The sequence below is a fragment of the Pseudomonas sp. GZJR-8 genome, from assembly GCF_002916705.1.
GTDB classification, from domain to species: domain Bacteria; phylum Pseudomonadota; class Gammaproteobacteria; order Pseudomonadales; family Pseudomonadaceae; genus Aquipseudomonas; species Aquipseudomonas synxantha_A.
On record NZ_JXSI01000014.1, the window covers coordinates 63567 to 80672 of the forward strand.

A 17106-nucleotide genomic window follows, 5' to 3' on the forward strand; every position below is an offset into this window, starting at 1 on the left:
TAAGAGATTGCTTACACGCCCTACAGGCCCTTAAAACAGTGCTTCATCCATCAGGAACAACGATTCGCTACCGGCTTTTACCGACGCGCTCAACGAATGGATACGCGGCAGCAGACGGGCAAAGTAGAAACGTGCAGTCCCCAATTTGCTGGCGTAGAAAGCCTCCTCGGCCTCTTTGCCCAACGCGGCCTTGGCCATGCGCGCCCACATATAGGCGTAGGCCATGTAGCCGAATGCATGCAAGTACTCCACCGACGCTGCGCCGATTTCATTCGCGTTGCTCTTGGCGCGGTCCAGTACCCAGGCCGTCAATTCATCCAGGTTATCCACCGCTGCGCTGAGCGGCGTGGTGAACTCGGCCAGCTCGGCCCCCGATTCAGCGATGAACTGGCGGATCTCATCGGCGAACAGCGTGTAGAACGCACCGCCGCTGCCGACGATCTTGCGTCCCATCAAATCCAGCGCCTGAATGCCGTTGGTGCCTTCGTAGATCTGGGTGATGCGCACGTCACGCACCAACTGCTCCTGGCCCCATTCGCGAATATAGCCATGGCCACCAAACACTTGCTGGCCGAGCACAGTGGTTTCCAGGCCCAGGTCGGTGAGGAACGCCTTGGCCACGGGTGTCAACAACGCCACCAGGTTATCGGCGCGCTCGCGCGCCTGCGCATCGTCGCTGAACTTGGCGATGTCCAACTGCGTCGCCACGTAGGTGGAGAACGCACGACCGCCTTCGTTGGCCGCCTTCATGGTCAGCAGCATACGGCGTACGTCCGGATGCACGATGATCGGATCTGCCACTTTATCCTTGGCCTGTGCACCCAGCGGGGAGCGGCTTTGCAGGCGGTCGCGGGCGTATTCAATCGCGTTCTGATAGGAGCGCTCGCCGGACGCCAGGCCCTGGATGCCCACCCCCAGACGCTCGTAGTTCATCATGGTGAACATCGCCGCCAGGCCACGGTTAGGCTCACCGACCAGATAACCCACGGCTTCGTCGAAGTTCATCACGCAGGTCGCGGACGCCTGGATCCCCATCTTGTGTTCAATCGAACCGCAGGTCACCGGGTTGCGCGCGCCAAGGCTGCCGTCGGCGTTCACCATGAACTTGGGCACCAGAAACAGCGAGATGCCCTTGGGCCCCGCCGGTGCATCCGGCAGTTTGGCCAGCACCAGATGGATGATGTTCTCGGTCAGGTCGTGCTCGCCACCGGTGATGAAGATCTTGGTGCCGCTGACCTTGTAGGAACCGTCCGCCTGAGGCTCGGCCTTGGTGCGAATCATGCCCAGGTCGGTGCCGGCATGGGCTTCGGTCAAGCACATGGAACCTGCCCACTCACCGGAATACATCTTCGGCAAGTACGCGGCCTTGAGCTCTTCGCTGGCGTGGGTGTTGATCGAGACACAGGCGCCGGAGGTCAGCATCGGGTACAGGCCGAATGCCAGGCTCGACGAGTTGATCATTTCTTCAACCTGCGCCGACACCGCCTTGGGCATACCCATGCCGCCATAGGTCGGATCGCCCCCCACACCCACCCAGCCGCCTTCGGCGTAGGTCGCATAAGCCTGGGGGAAACCGTCCGGGGTACGCACCGCGCCGTCGGTCCAATGGCAGCCTTGCTCATCGCCGCCGCGGCTCAAGGGCGCGATGGATTTGGCGGTAACCTTGCCGGCCTCTTCGAGGATCGCCTCAACGGTTTCGGCATCAACGGTGTCTGCCAATGCCGGCAGTTCGGCCCAAGTCTTGGCGACTTCAAAAACTTCGTTGAGGACGAAGCGCATATCACGCAACGGCGCTTTGTAATCAGCCATGGCAAACCTCGTGAGAACATGAAAAGTGATTCGATAGGATCGGTTTTACAGACCCCGAGTGTACCCGAACAACTTTTCAGACACATAGGGTCTGCTTGTGACTATCTGGTATTTTTAAGTCACAGTAAATACAGCGCGCTGACTCAACCCGCAGCGCTTTGCGTGCGCACCGCGCCACGACGGGTTTGCCCGGCCGCAATCACGCAGTTACGCCCGGCGCCCTTGGCGGCGTACAGCGCCTGGTCGGCGGACTTGAGCACCTCTTCAGGGTTACGCTGCTCGGCCTGACGCTCGGCCACCCCGATGCTGACCGTCACCGACACGCAGGAGGCTCCGCTGCCCGCACGCCGTTGACGGCCTTGGTGGTCGTCATGAGGACGATCCGGGTTACGCAACTTGATGGCGTAGCCGGCAATGATCTCGCGAATCTCCTCCAGGTGCGGCATGCATTCATCCAAGGTCTTGCCGGCAAACACCACGGCAAATTCTTCACCGCCATACCGGTAGGCGCGCCCGCCGCCGTTGACCTTGGACAGCTTGCTCGCCACCAGGCGCAGCACCTGGTCGCCCACGTCGTGGCCATGGGTGTCGTTGAAACGTTTGAAGTGATCAACGTCACTCATCGCCAGCACATAGTTGCGCCCCAGCCGTTGCATGCGTTCGTTGAGGGCGCGTCGTCCCGGCAAGCCGGTCAGTTCGTCGCGGAACGCCATTTGATAGGCTTCGTGGGCCACACCGGCAGCAATCATCAACATCACTTGGCTGCACATGATGTTGAGGGTGAACGGCAGGATGAAGGTTTGCGGCAACATCCAGAACAGGCCCAAAAACCCCACCAATTGGGCGGCGTGCAGCGGGCGCGGCTGATACCAATACTGGGCGGCCAGGGTAAGGAAGCCGATCAGGAACATGGGATAGGACAGCTGGATCAGGCTCATCCACGCGCCATGCAGCATCGGCCAGCGAATCTCCGCCAACCAGCCCAGCAAAGCCTGGGGGAAACTTTGCTCCAGGGCCAGCGCCACACTGCCCACCGCCAGCAACACCGCGCAGCGGGCGACGAAGTCACGGAACAGATGGGTTTTTTCCTGCCACAGCGCGTAGATGCTGAATAGTAGCGGCAACAGCAGGCAACACAGGTGGAACACCACCGCGGCGTCGTCACGCACGCGGCCATTGTCGCGGTAGAAATCGGTCTGGGTATCCAGCAGGAAATAGGCGACGTACACCGTGATCATCAGGAACAGTTCACGCTGGCGCCGATAGACCGCGCAGTACGCGCCGCCGAGCAGCAGGACCAGGGTCGGCAACACGTTGAAGAGCGAGGTGAAGAAGACGTTGAGGTCCTTGACGTACGCAGCCGAAAGCCCGGCCAGCAACAGCAGCAGCGAAGGTAGGAAATGACTGAAACGTACAGCAGACACGCGTGACAAGGGTAAAACTCCGACCCGCAAAATAATGGCACTGTGCCTTTATGCAGCCAGTTAAGCACAACCGGGCTGACACGTATCACATTGCCACTACTGTAACGGCAGCGGGTTGTAATCCCTGAGTGCATTACTGCGGTTTTTTATGCCCGTACTCTGTAGGAGGGCAAAAAAAACCGCCGCGTCCCGAAAGAGGCGGCGGTTGCAGAAAGAACCGGTAAGGCTTAGTAAGCCAGGCCGAAGTCTTCTTCTTTCATGTCCATCAGGTTGTTGGCGCCCGACAGCATGGTCGCCACGTGGGTACGGGTACGCGGCAGGATGCGCTGGAAGTAGAAGCGCGCGGTCTGCAACTTGGCGGTGTAGAACGCCTCTTCGCTGGTACCGGCAGCCAGTTTCTCGGCGGCCAGGCGCGCCATGTCGGCCCAGAAGTACGCCAGGCACGCGTAGCCGGAGTACATCAGGTAATCCACCGAAGCGGCACCGACTTCTTCGCGGTCTTTCATCGCGGCCATGCCGACCTTCATGGTCAACTCGCCCCACTCTTTGTTCAGTGCCGCCAGCGGTGCAACGAACTCTTTAACCGCGTCGTTACCTTCGTTGGCCTGACAGAACTTGTGCACAATCTTGGTGAAGCCCTTGAGCGCTTCGCCTTGGGTCATCAGTACTTTGCGGCCGAGCAAGTCCAGGGCCTGGATGCCGGTGGTGCCTTCGTACAGCATCGAAATACGGCTATCGCGCACGTTCTGTTCCATGCCCCACTCGGCGATGAAGCCGTGGCCACCGTAGATCTGCACGCCGTGGTTGGCCGATTCAAAGCCGACTTCGGTCATGAACGCCTTGGCGATCGGGGTCATGAATGCCAGCAGGCCATCGGCCTGTTTCTTGGCTTCGTCGTCGGTGCCGTACTTGACGATGTCCACTTGCTTGGCGGTGAAGTACACCATCGCGCGGTTACCTTCGGCGAAGGCTTTCATGGTCAGCAGCATGCGGCGTACGTCTGGGTGCACAATGATCGGGTCAGCGGCTTTGTCCGGTGCTTTAGGGCCGGTCAGGGAGCGCATCTGCAGGCGATCACGCGCATATTTCAGGCCGCCCTGGAAGCCGATTTCGGCGTGGGCCAAGCCTTGCAGGGCAGTGCCCAGGCGAGCGGTGTTCATAAAGGTGAACATGCAGTTCAGGCCTTTGTTCGCCGGGCCGATCAGGAAACCGGTGGCTGCGTCGAAGTTCATAACGCAGGTGGCGTTGCCGTGGATGCCCATCTTGTGTTCCAGGGAACCACAGGTGACCGCATTGCGCTCGCCCACTGAACCATCGGCGTTGGGCAGGAACTTGGGCACGATAAACAGCGAGATGCCTTTGGTGCCGGCCGGTGCGTCCGGCAGGCGGGCCAGTACGATGTGGACAATGTTGTCGGCCATGTCGTGTTCACCGGCCGAGATGAAGATCTTGGTGCCGGAGACTTTGTAGGAACCGTCAGCCTGAGGCTCGGCCTTGGTGCGCAGCATGCCCAGGTCGGTACCGCAGTGTGGCTCGGTCAGGCACATGGTGCCGGTCCATTCGCCCGACACCAGCTTGGTCAGGTAAGCCTCTTGCTGCTCGGGGGTGCCGTGCTCGGAAATGGTGTTCATCGCGCCATGGGACAGGCCAGGGTACATGCCCCACGACCAGTTGGCTTCGCCGACCATTTCGCTCACGGCCAGGCCCAGGGACTCCGGCAAGCCTTGGCCGCCGTGCTCCACGTCATGGGCCAGGCTCGGCCAGCCGCCTTCGACGAACTGTTTGTAGGCTTCTTTGAAACCGGTAGGGGTCTTAACGCCTGACTCACTCCAGGTACACCCTTCGATGTCGCCCACGCGGTTCAGCGGTGCCAGGACTTGCTCACAGAACTTGGCGCCTTCTTCGAGGATGGCGTCGACCATGTCCGGGGTAGCGTCCTGGCAAGCCGGCAGGCTCTGATAGTGCGCTTCATAACCGAGCAGTTCGTCACGAACGAAGCGAATATCACGCAAGGGGGCCTTGTAGTCAGGCATAGCGATAAACCTCTGCTGATGTATCTGGGATGAACAACCGCGTGGATTTGTTATGGCGGTCAAACAGGTGTTTGAAACATACGTTTACGACCCAGGGTTGTCAAGCGTCGGCCAGATGCCGTTTGTCTTGACGCAGGTCATCGCCAGGCACGGCAAGGCCTGCGGCGGGATGCCACTGCAAAAAACGAATAGAGAACTAGCTCAGGGCCAGGCACAGGCAAATATGGGAGGGGGCTTGCTCCAGATAGCGGTAGGTCAGCTATGAATGGGCACGCTGATACACCGCATCGGGAGCAAGCCCCCTCCCACATTTTTAATTGAGTTCAGCAGGGGATCAGGCGTAGGTATCGATCAACGTACCGAGCATTTCGTCCGAAGCCTTGGCGACTTTTGCCCCCAGCTCGACTTGAAACTTGCCCTGGGCCATTTCCACCATATTGCTCGCCGAGTTTGACGCTTGGGCGCGGTCATTAGCTTGCAGACGATCGCTTTGCGCGGCCGATGGCTGGGCTGTTGCGGCGCTGGCAATCTTGCCGGCCGCCTGGTCGACACGGCTCTGCCCGGTCTGAATACTGCTCAGGCCCGAATAAAACGCGCTGCTTCCAGAGATTTCCATGGCTTAAGCCTGCCTTGAGAGAATCGTGAAGGTGGATTGAAGCAGACATCCCGGCAAAAGGCCCGTCAAAAACACTAATGGCATAATGCCTTGCGATAGCCAAAATCAGTCAAGCAGGTCCAACTCCAGGTACTCCGCCACGGCGGCGGCACTGGCATCCTTGAGCTTCGGCACGCGCCCCAGGCAGGGCGCCGGCAAGCGCTCGGCCAGGGTGGCGAGGTTTTCTTCCAGACGGGAGGTCTTGGGATCGATGATATTCGCCACCCAACCGGCCAGCGGCAAGCCGTCCCGTGCGATCGCTTCGGCGGTCAACAACGCGTGGCTGATGCAGCCCAGGCGCACACCCACCACCAGGATCACCGGCAATTTGAGCGCGATGGCCAGGTCAGACAGGTTGGCCTGATCGGCCAAGGGCACGCGCCAGCCGCCCGCCCCTTCGATCAAGGTAAAGTCGGCTCCACGGGCCAGAATCTGTTGCATCGGCTTGAGCAACGATTGCACCGTCAGCCCCACGCCCGCCTCGCGCGCAGCCAGATGCGGCGCGATAGCCGGCTCGAATGCCACCGGGTTGACCTCGGCATAACTGAGCGGCAATGAGCACTCGGCCAGCAACGCCAGGGCATCGGCATTGCGCAAGCCCTGGGCAGTCAACCGGCACCCCGACGCCACCGGCTTCCCGGCGGCCGTGCTTTTGCCCGCGAGCCTGGCAGCATGCAACAGGCCGGCCGCGATAGTGGTCTTGCCCACATCGGTGTCGGTGCCGGTGATGAAGTACGCGACGCTCATAGCGGTTTCTCCAGTACGGCGTACACCACCTGATACGTGGCGGGCAGGCCCTGAGCCTGACGGAACTGCTCGTATGCGTCTACCAGTGCAACAATCCGCGCGCGCCCCGTCAAGCCGCCGGGGCGGCCGGGGTTGAGGTTATGGGCGCCCAACGCTTTGAGCTCGTGGGTCAGGCTGCGCACATCCGGGTAATGCAGCACATGGGGCTGTCGCGCGAGACTCACCACCCGCAAGCCGCTGGCCGCACATAACTGCTGATAAGCCTCGAAGGTGCGAAAGCGATTGACGTGAACCAAGCCGTCTACCGCTCGCCAGCTTTCGCGCAGTTCATCCAGGGTACCCACGCACAGGCTCGCGAACGCCAACACACCGCCAGGTTGCAATACGCGCTGAGCTTCGCTGAGCACTGCATCGAAGTTGGCACACCATTGCACGGCGAGGCTGGAGAAGAGCAGCTCGAAGCTGTCAGCCTTCAGCGGCAAGCGTTCAGCATCGCCAGCCATGAAATGCGCGGCGCCGCCCAACGGACGCGCGTGGTTGAGCATGCCTTCGGCGATATCCAGCGCCACGCCCTCGCTTCCGGGCAAACGCTCACCCAGCACGCGACTGAAATACCCTGTGCCGCAACCCATATCCAGCCATCGTTGTGGCGAAAGCTCGCTGGGCAAACGGCGGACCAACTCATGCCCTACTGCGCGCTGCAACTCGGCCACGCTGTCGTAGCTGGCCGCTGCACGGGAGAACGAGGCAGCAACCTGGCGCTTGTCCGGCAAGGCACCCGGCAAACAAGGGTGGGATAATTCAGTCATCAACACACTCATGCAAAAAAGCCTGGATGGCCCCCGCTACACCGTGGGGGTCTTCCAGAAGAAACGCGTGACCGGCCTGTTCAATCAGGCCGACTTCTACATCCGGGAGCAACGCCAGCAGGTCACTGGCAGCTTCGGCAGGTACCAGCCCATCCAGGCCGGCAAACAGATGCAACTGCGGCCCGCGAAATGCCTGCAAGGCCGCGCGGGTATCCAGTTGGGCCAGCAGCTCCAGGCCGGGCATCAACACGCTGGGGGCGGTATGCGGCGCGCCGCTGACCAGCAAGCGCGAGAGCCCGCGAGGCTCCTGCGCGCCCTTGGCACACAACAGGCCGAAGCGCTTGAGGGTGACCTGGGAGTCGGCGTGGCAGCCCGCCAGGAACGCATCGAAGGTCTCGGCGGGCATCCCGTGAGGCCAACCGTCATGGGCGACGAAGCACGGGTTGCTCGCCAAAGTCAGCAAACCGCAGCAACGTTCGCCACGGCGTGCCGCAAGCTCCGAAGCAAGCATCCCGCCCAGGGACCAGCCCCCGAGCCAGACGTCGTCCGCCAGCGTCGCATCGAGCTCGTCAAGCCACTCATCCAGATCACTGGAATCCAGCGCCGGCAAGGGTTCGATCTGTACCCGCAGGTGCTCGTTGAGGCCCTGCAGTGCCGCGGCCAACGGTTCCAGCGGCGACACACCGAGCCCCCACCCGGGCAGCAGTATCAGGCGATCACGCATGGTCGGGCTCCGCTGCGTTCAACAACCGGAAACATTGCTCTAATCCGTTTAACAATAGCTGCACCTGCGCTTCGCTGTGCGCCGCCGTCAATGTCACACGCAACCTTGCACTGCCGGCCGGTACAGTCGGCGGGCGGATTGCAGTCACCATCAGCCCACGCTCGCGCAGCATCTGTGACAGACGCAATGCCCGGGCGCTGTCGCCAATCAAGATCGGCTGGATCGGCGTAAAGCTGTCCATCAATGCCAGGCCCATCTGCTCGGCACCGCGACGGAACTGGCGGATCAACCCATTGAGGTGCTCACGCCGCCAGTGTTCGCTGCGCAGCAATTCCAGGCTTTTGAGGGTGGCGCAGGCCAGTGCCGGTGGCTGGCTGGTGGTGTAGATATACGGCCGGGCAAACTGGATCAGGCTTTCGATCAAGTCTTCACTGCCTGCCACAAATGCCCCGGCGGTGCCGAAGGCTTTGCCCAAGGTGCCAACCAGCACCGGTACATCGTCCTGGCTCAAGCCAAAATGTTCGACGATGCCGCCGCCATGGGCACCCAGCGGGCCAAAACCATGGGCATCATCCACCATCAGCCAGGCACCTTTGGCCCTGGCTTCCCGGGCCAGCGCTGGCAGGTCGGCCAGGTCGCCGTCCATGCTGAACACACCATCGGTGACCACCAGCGTACTGCCGGTGGCCTTTTCCAGGCGCTTGGCCAGGCTGCCCGCGTCGTTATGCAGATAGCGGTTGAACCGCGCCCCGGACAATAAGCCGGCATCCAGCAACGAAGCATGGTTGAGGCGGTCTTCCAGCACCGTATCGCCCTGCCCCACCAGCGCCGTGACCGCGCCCAGGTTGGCCATATAGCCGGTGGTAAACAGCAACGCACGCGGGCGCCCGGTCCAGTCAGCCAGGGCTTCTTCCAACTCATGGTGCGGCGTGACGTGACCCACCACCAAATGCGAAGCGCCGCCACCCACGCCCCAACGAGCCGCACCGGCGCGCCAGGCTTCGATCACCTGCGGGTGATTGGCCAGGCCCAGGTAATCGTTGTTGCAGAACGCCAGCAATGGCTGGCCATCCACCACCACTTCAGGGCCTTGGGGGCTCTGAAGCAACGGGCGTTGACGGTAAAGATGTTCGGCACGGCGGGCCGCGAGGCGCGCGGCGAGATCAAAAGACATGCTGGCCTCGATCAAACAGCGGCGTTATAGAACTGCTCGCTGCTCTTTTGCTCCACCAGCGCCTGCTCGATCGCTGCCTGATGCACTTCATCGGCGTGCTCTTCACGAGCTTCGGGCAGGATGCCCAGGCGTGCGAACAGCTGCATGTCCTTGTCAGCCTGAGGGTTGGCGGTGGTCAGCAATTTATCGCCGTAGAAGATCGAGTTGGCACCGGCAAAAAACGCCAGGGCCTGCATCTGCTCGTTCATGGCTTCGCGGCCAGCGGACAGGCGCACGTGGGATTGCGGCATCAGGATGCGCGCCACCGCCAGCATACGGATGAAGTCGAAGGGGTCGATGTCCTCGGCGTTTTCCAACGGCGTACCGGCCACCTTCACGAGCATGTTGATCGGCACCGACTCCGGATGCTCTGGCAGGTTGGCCAGTTGGATCAGCAGGTTGGCACGGTCGTCGAGGGACTCGCCCATGCCGAGGATGCCGCCCGAGCAGATCTTCATCCCCGAATCACGCACGTAGGCCAGGGTTTGCAAGCGCTCGCTGTAGGTACGGGTGGTGATGATCGAGCCGTAGAACTCTGGCGATGTGTCGAGGTTATGGTTGTAGTAATCCAGGCCGGCCTGGGCCAGCGCTTCGGTCTGGTCCTGGTCGAGACGACCCAGGGTCATGCAGGTTTCCAGGCCCATGGCCTTTACGCCTTTGACCATCTCCAGCACGTAGGGCATGTCTTTGGCCGACGGGTGTTTCCACGCCGCGCCCATGCAAAAGCGCGTCGAGCCGATGGCCTTGGCGCGGGCGGCCTCTTCGAGGACCTTCTGCACCTCCATCAGCTTCTCTTTTTCCAGGCCGGTGTTGTAGTGACCCGACTGCGGACAATATTTGCAATCTTCCGGGCAGGCGCCGGTCTTGATCGACAGCAGGGTCGATACCTGCACGCGGTTGGCGTCGAAATGCGCGCGGTGCACGGTCTGCGCCTGGAACAACAGGTCATTGAACGGCTGCACGAACAGGGCTTTGACTTCGGCCAAAGACCAGTCGTGACGCAGGGTGGCAGAGGTGCTGGCGCTCATGGGCGATTCCTTGATTATGCTTTGGCTAACGCTGCGGGAAGGGCAATACCCACAGGCACGACACGGATGCTCGGCATATTTAAGGAAGATTCATGCACTGTCAACCTGAGTACAAACACCAAGTTTACATCTGGTTAAAAAACAAACAGATCTGTCTGATCTGTGACGAATGCACAGACTCCGCCGAAAATGTATGCAATACCTGCGAAACAGAACTGCCATGGCTGCTTGAGCATTGTGAACAGTGCGCCTTACCTTTGCCGATGGACGGGTTGATCTGCGGCCAGTGCCAAAAACACCCTCCGGCCTTTAACCAGGTGATCGCACCCTGGACCTACAGTTTTCCCATCGACACCCTGGTCAGCCGCTTCAAGCATCAGGCTCGCTGGCCGCTGGGCCACATGCTGGCGCGCCTGCTGGGGCAGCACCTGCAGCACCGCTTCGATAACGCCGAACTCAACCGCCCCGACTATCTACTGCCGGTCCCCATGGCCCGCAAACGCCTGCGCCAACGCGGCTTTAACCAGGCGCAGATGGTGGCTCGCTGGCTCAGTAGCGCGCTCGACATTCCCCTCAATGAGCACGCGCTGCTGCGCCCGCTTGAAACCGTGGCGCAGCAAGACCTCGACGCCAAGACGCGTAAGCGTAACCTGCTCAACGCCTTTGCCCTGGCGCCCGGCGCTCAAGTCGCAGGGCAACACCTGGCGCTGGTGGACGATGTACTCACCACCGGCGCTACCGCCCACAGCCTGGCGCGGTTATTGATGGGCGCCGGCGCACGCCAGGTCGATGTCTACTGCCTGGCCCGCACCCCCAAACCCGGCCCCTGACTTGACTCCCCTGCTTCAGGGCGGCAACGTCGGCTTATCTCATCCAAGCGTATGCCCATGTCTCTGCCCAGCCCACTCAGCCAGCACATCATCCGTCGCCCCCAACGCATTGCCTTGCTGGGGCATATCGCCGAGCAGGGCTCCATCACCCGTGCCGCCAAAAGTGCGGGGTTGAGTTACAAGGCCGCCTGGGACGCCATCGATGAACTGAACAACCTGGCGCAAAAACCGCTGGTGGAACGCAGCGTCGGTGGCAAAGGCGGTGGCGGCGCCAAGCTGACGCAAGAAGGTGAACGAGTGCTGCGCCTTTATCAGCGCCTGCAAGTGCTGCAGGCCGAGCTGCTCGGTTCGGACGAAGCGGCCAGTGACTTCAACCTGCTCGGCCGCTTGATGCTGCGCACCAGTGCACGCAACCAATTGCACGGCCAGGTCATCGCCATCGACAGCCAGGGCCGCAACGACAGGATTCGCCTGCAACTGGCCGGCGACCTGTACCTCGACGCCCAGATTACCCACGACAGCACCCAACGGCTGGAGCTGCAGGCCGGCGTGGAGGTGGTCGCCCTGATCAAAGCGGGATGGCTGGAGTTGCGGGCGATCGGGCACCCAGAAACACCTGGACACAATTGCATGAGCGGTGTGATCGAGACGATTCTCGACGCCAAGGATGGCCCCAGCGAGGTGCGTATCGCCTTGCCCAACGGCCAAGTGTTATGCGCGCTGGCACCGCCCGCTGCACTCCTGGTACTCAACGCTGCCGAGGGCCAGCCGATCCAGGTGCAATTCGCACCCAGCAATGTGCTGCTCGGGACCCCGGTATAACGTCTTCAGGCTGCAACAATTTGGTCACAACCGCTCCTTAAGGTATCTGCAAAAATCGCGGGAGCCTGAGATGAGCCTATTAGAAGAAAACCAAGCCACTGACCTTGAACAAATGGTCGGCCTGACCCGCCGTCGCTTTATCGGCGCGGGCGCCCTGTGCGGCGCCGCGATGTTCCTCGGCGGTAACCTGCTGAGCCGCAGCGCCCTGGCGGTGAATGCTGCCTCCGCCAGCCCGCTGCTGGGTTTTACCAGCATCGCCGCCGCCACCAGCGACACCATTACCCTGCCCCCTGGCTACAGTGCTTCGGTGCTGATCAGTTGGGGCCAGCCGCTGCACAAGAACGCCCCGGCTTTCGACCCGTCGGGCAATGGCACGGCCAAGGCCCAGGAACAGCAATTTGGCGACAACAACGACGGCATGAGCCTGTTTCCGTTCCCGGGCGACGACAACCGCGCCTTGATGGCGATCAACAACGAATACACCAACTACCGCTACCTCTACGCCCACGGCGGCGCGCCACAATCGGCCGAGGAGGTACGCAAGGCCCTGGCCAGCGAGGGCGTGTCGGTGATCGAAGTACGGCGCAAGGGCGACACCTGGCAGTTCGTCCAGGACTCACGCTACAACCGGCGCATCCATGGCAACTCACCAATCCGCTTGAGCGGCCCCGCTGCCGGCCATGACTGGTTGAAAACCACTGCCGACAAAACCGGCAAGAAAGTCCTGGGTACGTTCCAGAACTGCGCCAACGGCAAGACACCGTGGGGCACCTACCTGACCTGCGAAGAGAACTTCACCGACTGCTTCGGCAGCAGCAACCCGCAGCAAGCGTTCGACGCCGGGCAGAAACGCTACGGCGTAGTGGCCGCCAGCAAAGACATCAACTGGCACCCTCACGACCCACGCTTCGACATGGCCAAGAACCCCAACGAACTCAACCGCCATGGCTGGGTGGTGGAAATCGACCCGTTCGATCCGCAATCCACTCCGGTCAAGCGCACGGCCCTGGGCCGCTTCAAACATGAAAACGCGGCGCTGGCCGAAACGCGCGACGGCCGCGCCGTGGTGTACATGGGCGACGACGAACGCGGCGAGTTCATCTACAAGTTCGTCAGCCGCGATCAGATCAACCACAGCAATCCGAAAGCCAACAAAGACCTGCTCGACCACGGCACCTTGTACGTGGCCATCTTCGATGCGGGCGACGGTAACGCCGATCATCCCAAGGGCAAAGGCCAATGGGTTGAACTCACCCATGGCAAAAACGGCATCGACGCCGGCAGCGGTTTCGCCAACCAGGCAGAGGTGCTGATCCATGCGCGCCTGGCCGCCAGCGTAGTGAAGGCCACGCGCATGGACCGCCCGGAGTGGATCGTCGTCAGCCCCACCGACGGCCAGGTCTATTGCACCCTGACCAACAACGCCAAGCGCGGCGAAGACGGCCAGCCGGTGGGCGGCCCCAACCCGCGAGAGAAAAACGTCTACGGCCAGATCCTGCGCTGGAAAGCCGACGCCGATAACCACGGCGCCACAGACTTTACCTGGGACCTGTTCGTAGTGGCCGGAAACCCGGGCGTGCACGGTGGTACGCCGAAGGGCGGCTCGTCCAATATCAACCCACAGAACATGTTCAACAGCCCCGACGGCCTGGGCTTCGACAAGGCCGGGCGCCTGTGGATCCTCACCGACGGCGACTACAGCAACGCGGGCGACTTTGCCGGCATGGGCAACAACCAGATGCTGTGTGCCGACCCGAGCACCGGGGAAATCCGCCGTTTCATGGTCGGGCCGGTGGCGTGTGAGGTCACCGGGATCAGCTTTGCGCCGGATCAGAAGACGTTGTTTGTGGGGATTCAGCATCCGGGAGAAACCGGTGGTTCGACTTGGCCTGAACATCTGCCGAACGGCAAGCCGCGTTCGTCGGTGATGGCGATTCGGCGGGATGATGGCGGGATCGTAGGCGCCTGACAGGGCCTCATCGGGGGCAAGCCCCCTCCCACAATTCTGAATTGCGAATACATTCAAATGTGGGAGGGGGCTTGCCCCCGATTGCAATAGCACAGCCACCACCTATCCCAGCCCCGGTGCGTTACCATACCCGGCCGGACGCGGCGCCCTGCTGCGCGCAGGAGTTCGCATGGCTCACCCGTTTGAAACACTCACCCCTGATCTGGTCCTCGACGCCGTCGAAAGCATCGGCTTTCTCAGCGATGCGCGCGTGTTGGCGCTCAACAGCTACGAAAACCGCGTGTACCAGGTGGGCATCGAAGACGCCGAACCGCTGATCGCCAAGTTCTACCGGCCCCAACGCTGGACTAACGAGGCGATCCTCGAAGAGCACCGCTTTACCTTCGAACTGGCCGAGTGCGAAGTGCCCGTGGTGGCCCCGCTGATTCACAACGGCGAGAGCCTGTTCGAACACGCAGGTTTCCGCTTCACCCTGTTTCCCCGCCGTGGCGGCCGCGCGCCGGAGCCGGGCAACCTCGACCAGCTTTATCGCCTTGGGCAGTTGCTCGGCCGTTTGCACGCCGTGGGGTCAACCCGCCCGTTCGAACATCGCGAAGCCCTGGGCGTGAAGAACTTCGGTCACGATTCCCTCAACACCTTGCTCGAAGGCAACTTCATTCCCAAAAGCCTGTTGCCGGCCTATGAATCCGTGGCCCGCGACCTGCTCAAGCGTGTGGAAGAGGTTTATAAAGCCACGCCGCACAAGAACATCCGCATGCACGGCGATTGCCACCCCGGCAACATGATGTGCCGCGACGAGATGTTCCATATCGTCGACCTCGACGACTGCCGCATGGGCCCGGCGGTGCAAGACCTGTGGATGATGCTCGCTGGCGACCGCCAGGAATGCCTGGGCCAGCTGTCGGAACTGATGGACGGCTATCAGGAGTTCCACGATTTCGACCCCCGCGAACTCGCCCTGATCGAACCGTTGCGCGCCTTGCGCCTGATGCACTACAGCGCCTGGCTGGCACGGCGCTGGGACGATCCGGCGTTTCCCCACAGCTTCCCGTGGTTTGGCACCGAACGGTATTGGGGCGACCAGGTGCTGGCGTTGCGTGAGCAACTGTCGGCGCTCAATGAAGAACCGCTAAAACTCTTCTGACTGCTTTGCTTTATGTGGGAGCGAGCCCCCCTCCCACATAAAAATCCCCATTGCCAAGCAAGTCCCCATTGTCTGACAAATATCCTTACAATCGCGCTTTGTTAGCTGCCTAAGCAAGGATTTTGAAATGCAAGCCGCCAACCCTCGCAAGGGGTACATCCTGGGCCTGAGCGCCTACGTCATCTGGGGTCTGTTCCCGCTCTATTTCAAAGCCATCGCCAGCGTGCCCGCCGCCGAGATCATCGTGCACCGCGTGCTGTGGTCAGCGCTGTTCGGCGGCTTGCTGTTGATGGTGTGGAAGCACCCTGGCTGGTTTCGCGAACTGCGTGACAACCCCAAGCGCCTGGCGATCCTGGCACTCAGCGGTTCGCTGATCGCGGCCAACTGGCTGACCTATGTGTGGTCGGTGAACAGTGGGCGCATGCTTGAAGCCAGCCTGGGTTACTACATCAACCCGCTGGTGAATGTACTGTTGGGTATGTTGATACTCGGTGAACGCCTGCGCCGCCTGCAATGGGTGGCGGTGGGGTTGGCGGCGGTCGGTGTGGCGCAACAAGTGTGGCAGGTGGGTAGCTTGCCATGGGTGTCGCTGGCGCTGGCGTTGACGTTCGGTTTTTACGGCTTGATCCGTAAACAGGCCCCGGTCAAGGCACTTCCGGGGCTGGTGGTGGAAACCTGGATGCTGGTGCCGATTGCCGTCGCCTGGTTGCTGTTCAATCCATCAGCCCACAGTGCACAACTGGAATTCTGGAGCACCTCCGAAGCCTGGTGGTTGGTGGCCGCAGGTCCGGTAACCCTGATTCCATTGGTCTGCTTTAACGCCGCAGCACGGCATTTGCCCTATACCGCACTGGGCTTTTTGCAGTACGTGGCGCCGACCCTGGTGCTGTTGGAAGCGGTATTGCTGTTCGGCGAACACCTGGCGCCGGCCACGCTGATTGCCTTCGCCTTCATCTGGGCCGGGCTGGTGATCTACAGCGTGGATGCATGGCTGACGGTGCGCAAACGCTGATCAAATAACGCACAAACCTTTGCAAGCCACGGCGCCCGTGGCTTGCAGCGTTTCACCCCAAGGTTATCCACAACCTGATCCCCGCCATTTGTGCACAAGCCCTTGAAACTGCTCGTTTTTTGCTCAGCTGACGGAGAAGTCCGGCCGACGTGGCCTGGCGCCGGGTCTCTACAGGTTATCCACAGGCCCATGCAAGATTTCCATGCATAACCTTGTGGGTGGTTATTCCTCGTTGCGCAGTTCCACCATCAAGTCGTCGGCCAAGGTCTCAAGCGATTCCTGCAAGCGCTCCAGAGACAACGTAGACGGCACCTGCAACAAAGCCTCGGCGTTGAACAACGGGTCCCCGCTCATGGGCGCCGGGCGTACATCGGTACTCAAGCGCTCCACGTTGACACCCTGCTGGCTCAACAGCGCAGTAATCTCGCGCACGATGCCCGAGCGGTCATTGCCCACCAGCGTCATCACAATCGATTTGGACACTGCCGCCTGCCCTGTACTGCCCTCGCCCACCAGCACGCGTATGCCGTGTGTGGATAAGTCTTCCAGCGCGCCCACCAGTGCCTGACGTTGCTCCGTCGGCACGCTGACCCGCAGGATCCCGGCAAACTGCCCAGCCATGTGGGCCATGCGGCTTTCCAGCCAGTTACCACCGTGGGCGGCAATGTTCTGCGCGATGCGTTCAACCAGGCCGGGTTTGTCGGCAGCGATAATTGTGAGTACAAGATGGTCCATGGCGAAGCCCTCTGGAATTCAATCTACAAGGTGGACCCGGGAGCCCTCGAAAACAAATCGTGTACCATTTTTATATTTATCTGGAACAATCCAATAGTTTTTTGAGAACATCCGATTCTCCGCTGTGACCGTACGACCAAAGTGGGTCGCTA

The 17106-nt window shown here is 61.4% G+C and carries 15 protein-coding genes; 5 read left to right on the forward strand and 10 right to left on the reverse strand.

The window, feature by feature from the left end:
- Nucleotides 1–30: 30 nt before the first annotated feature.
- From TK42_RS23300 to bioB, 9 genes are all read right to left on the reverse strand, one after another.
- Nucleotides 31–1809: an acyl-CoA dehydrogenase C-terminal domain-containing protein gene (locus tag TK42_RS23300; RefSeq protein ID WP_078822486.1), complete on the reverse strand. Its 1779-nt coding sequence runs from the start codon at nt 1807–1809 to the stop codon at nt 31–33.
- Nucleotides 1810–1952: 143 nt separating this feature from the next.
- Nucleotides 1953–3242, reverse strand: coding sequence for a diguanylate cyclase (locus TK42_RS23305; protein WP_103735242.1), 1290 nt, complete (start codon nt 3240–3242; stop codon nt 1953–1955).
- A 218-nt stretch (nt 3243–3460) separates the two neighbouring features.
- Nucleotides 3461–5266, reverse strand: a complete 1806-nt coding sequence (locus tag TK42_RS23310) for a phenylacyl-CoA dehydrogenase (protein ID WP_103735243.1) — start codon at nt 5264–5266, stop codon at nt 3461–3463.
- 334 nt (nt 5267–5600) lie between these two features.
- Nucleotides 5601–5882, reverse strand: coding sequence for a hypothetical protein (locus TK42_RS23320; RefSeq protein WP_032879113.1), 282 nt, complete (start codon nt 5880–5882; stop codon nt 5601–5603).
- Between the two features lie 105 nt (nt 5883–5987).
- On the reverse strand, nt 5988–6668 hold the full coding sequence (gene bioD, locus TK42_RS23325; RefSeq protein ID WP_032879112.1) for a dethiobiotin synthase: 681 nt from the start codon (nt 6666–6668) through the stop codon (nt 5988–5990).
- Entirely contained in the window at nt 6665–7477 is an 813-nt protein-coding gene (gene bioC, locus TK42_RS23330; protein WP_103735245.1) for a malonyl-ACP O-methyltransferase BioC, read from the reverse strand. The genes bioD and bioC overlap by 4 nt, the downstream gene beginning before the upstream one ends.
- Nucleotides 7470–8201 carry an alpha/beta fold hydrolase gene (locus TK42_RS23335; RefSeq protein ID WP_032879110.1) on the reverse strand — a complete coding sequence of 244 codons (732 nt, stop codon included), beginning with the start codon at nt 8199–8201 and terminating at the stop codon, nt 7470–7472. The genes bioC and TK42_RS23335 overlap by 8 nt, the downstream gene beginning before the upstream one ends.
- Nucleotides 8194–9375: an 8-amino-7-oxononanoate synthase gene (bioF, locus tag TK42_RS23340; protein WP_103735282.1), complete on the reverse strand. Its 1182-nt coding sequence runs from the start codon at nt 9373–9375 to the stop codon at nt 8194–8196. The genes TK42_RS23335 and bioF overlap by 8 nt, the downstream gene beginning before the upstream one ends.
- 11 nt (nt 9376–9386) lie before the next feature.
- A complete protein-coding gene (gene bioB, locus TK42_RS23345; RefSeq protein WP_005792092.1) occupies nt 9387–10442 on the reverse strand; it encodes a biotin synthase BioB in 1056 nt (351 codons plus the stop codon).
- 92 nt (nt 10443–10534) lie between these two features.
- On the opposite strand from bioB, the gene TK42_RS23350 reads away from it, so the two are divergent.
- The 5 genes from TK42_RS23350 to rarD all read left to right on the forward strand — a co-directional run bounded on the left by TK42_RS23350 (nt 10535) and on the right by rarD (nt 16219).
- Nucleotides 10535–11272: a ComF family protein gene (locus TK42_RS23350; protein ID WP_032879109.1), complete on the forward strand. Its 738-nt coding sequence runs from the start codon at nt 10535–10537 to the stop codon at nt 11270–11272.
- Between the two features lie 57 nt (nt 11273–11329).
- Nucleotides 11330–12094, forward strand: a complete 765-nt coding sequence (locus tag TK42_RS23355; protein WP_103735246.1) for a TOBE domain-containing protein — start codon at nt 11330–11332, stop codon at nt 12092–12094.
- A gap of 70 nt (nt 12095–12164) precedes the next feature.
- Nucleotides 12165–14063, forward strand: a complete 1899-nt coding sequence (locus tag TK42_RS23360) for a PhoX family phosphatase (RefSeq protein WP_078822492.1) — start codon at nt 12165–12167, stop codon at nt 14061–14063.
- A gap of 169 nt (nt 14064–14232) precedes the next feature.
- Nucleotides 14233–15207 (forward strand): serine/threonine protein kinase, encoded by a 975-nt coding sequence (locus TK42_RS23365; RefSeq protein ID WP_103735247.1) that lies wholly within the window; start codon nt 14233–14235, stop codon nt 15205–15207.
- Between the two features lie 127 nt (nt 15208–15334).
- The gene (gene rarD / locus TK42_RS23370; RefSeq protein WP_005792097.1) at nt 15335–16219 is read left to right on the forward strand and encodes an EamA family transporter RarD; all 885 of its coding nucleotides are present in this window, start codon (nt 15335–15337) and stop codon (nt 16217–16219) included.
- Nucleotides 16220–16441: 222 nt separating this feature from the next.
- Here rarD and TK42_RS23375 read toward each other — a convergent pair whose 3' ends face one another.
- Nucleotides 16442–16954: a glycine cleavage system protein R gene (locus TK42_RS23375; protein ID WP_005792098.1), complete on the reverse strand. Its 513-nt coding sequence runs from the start codon at nt 16952–16954 to the stop codon at nt 16442–16444.
- Nucleotides 16955–17106: the final 152 nt, after the last annotated feature.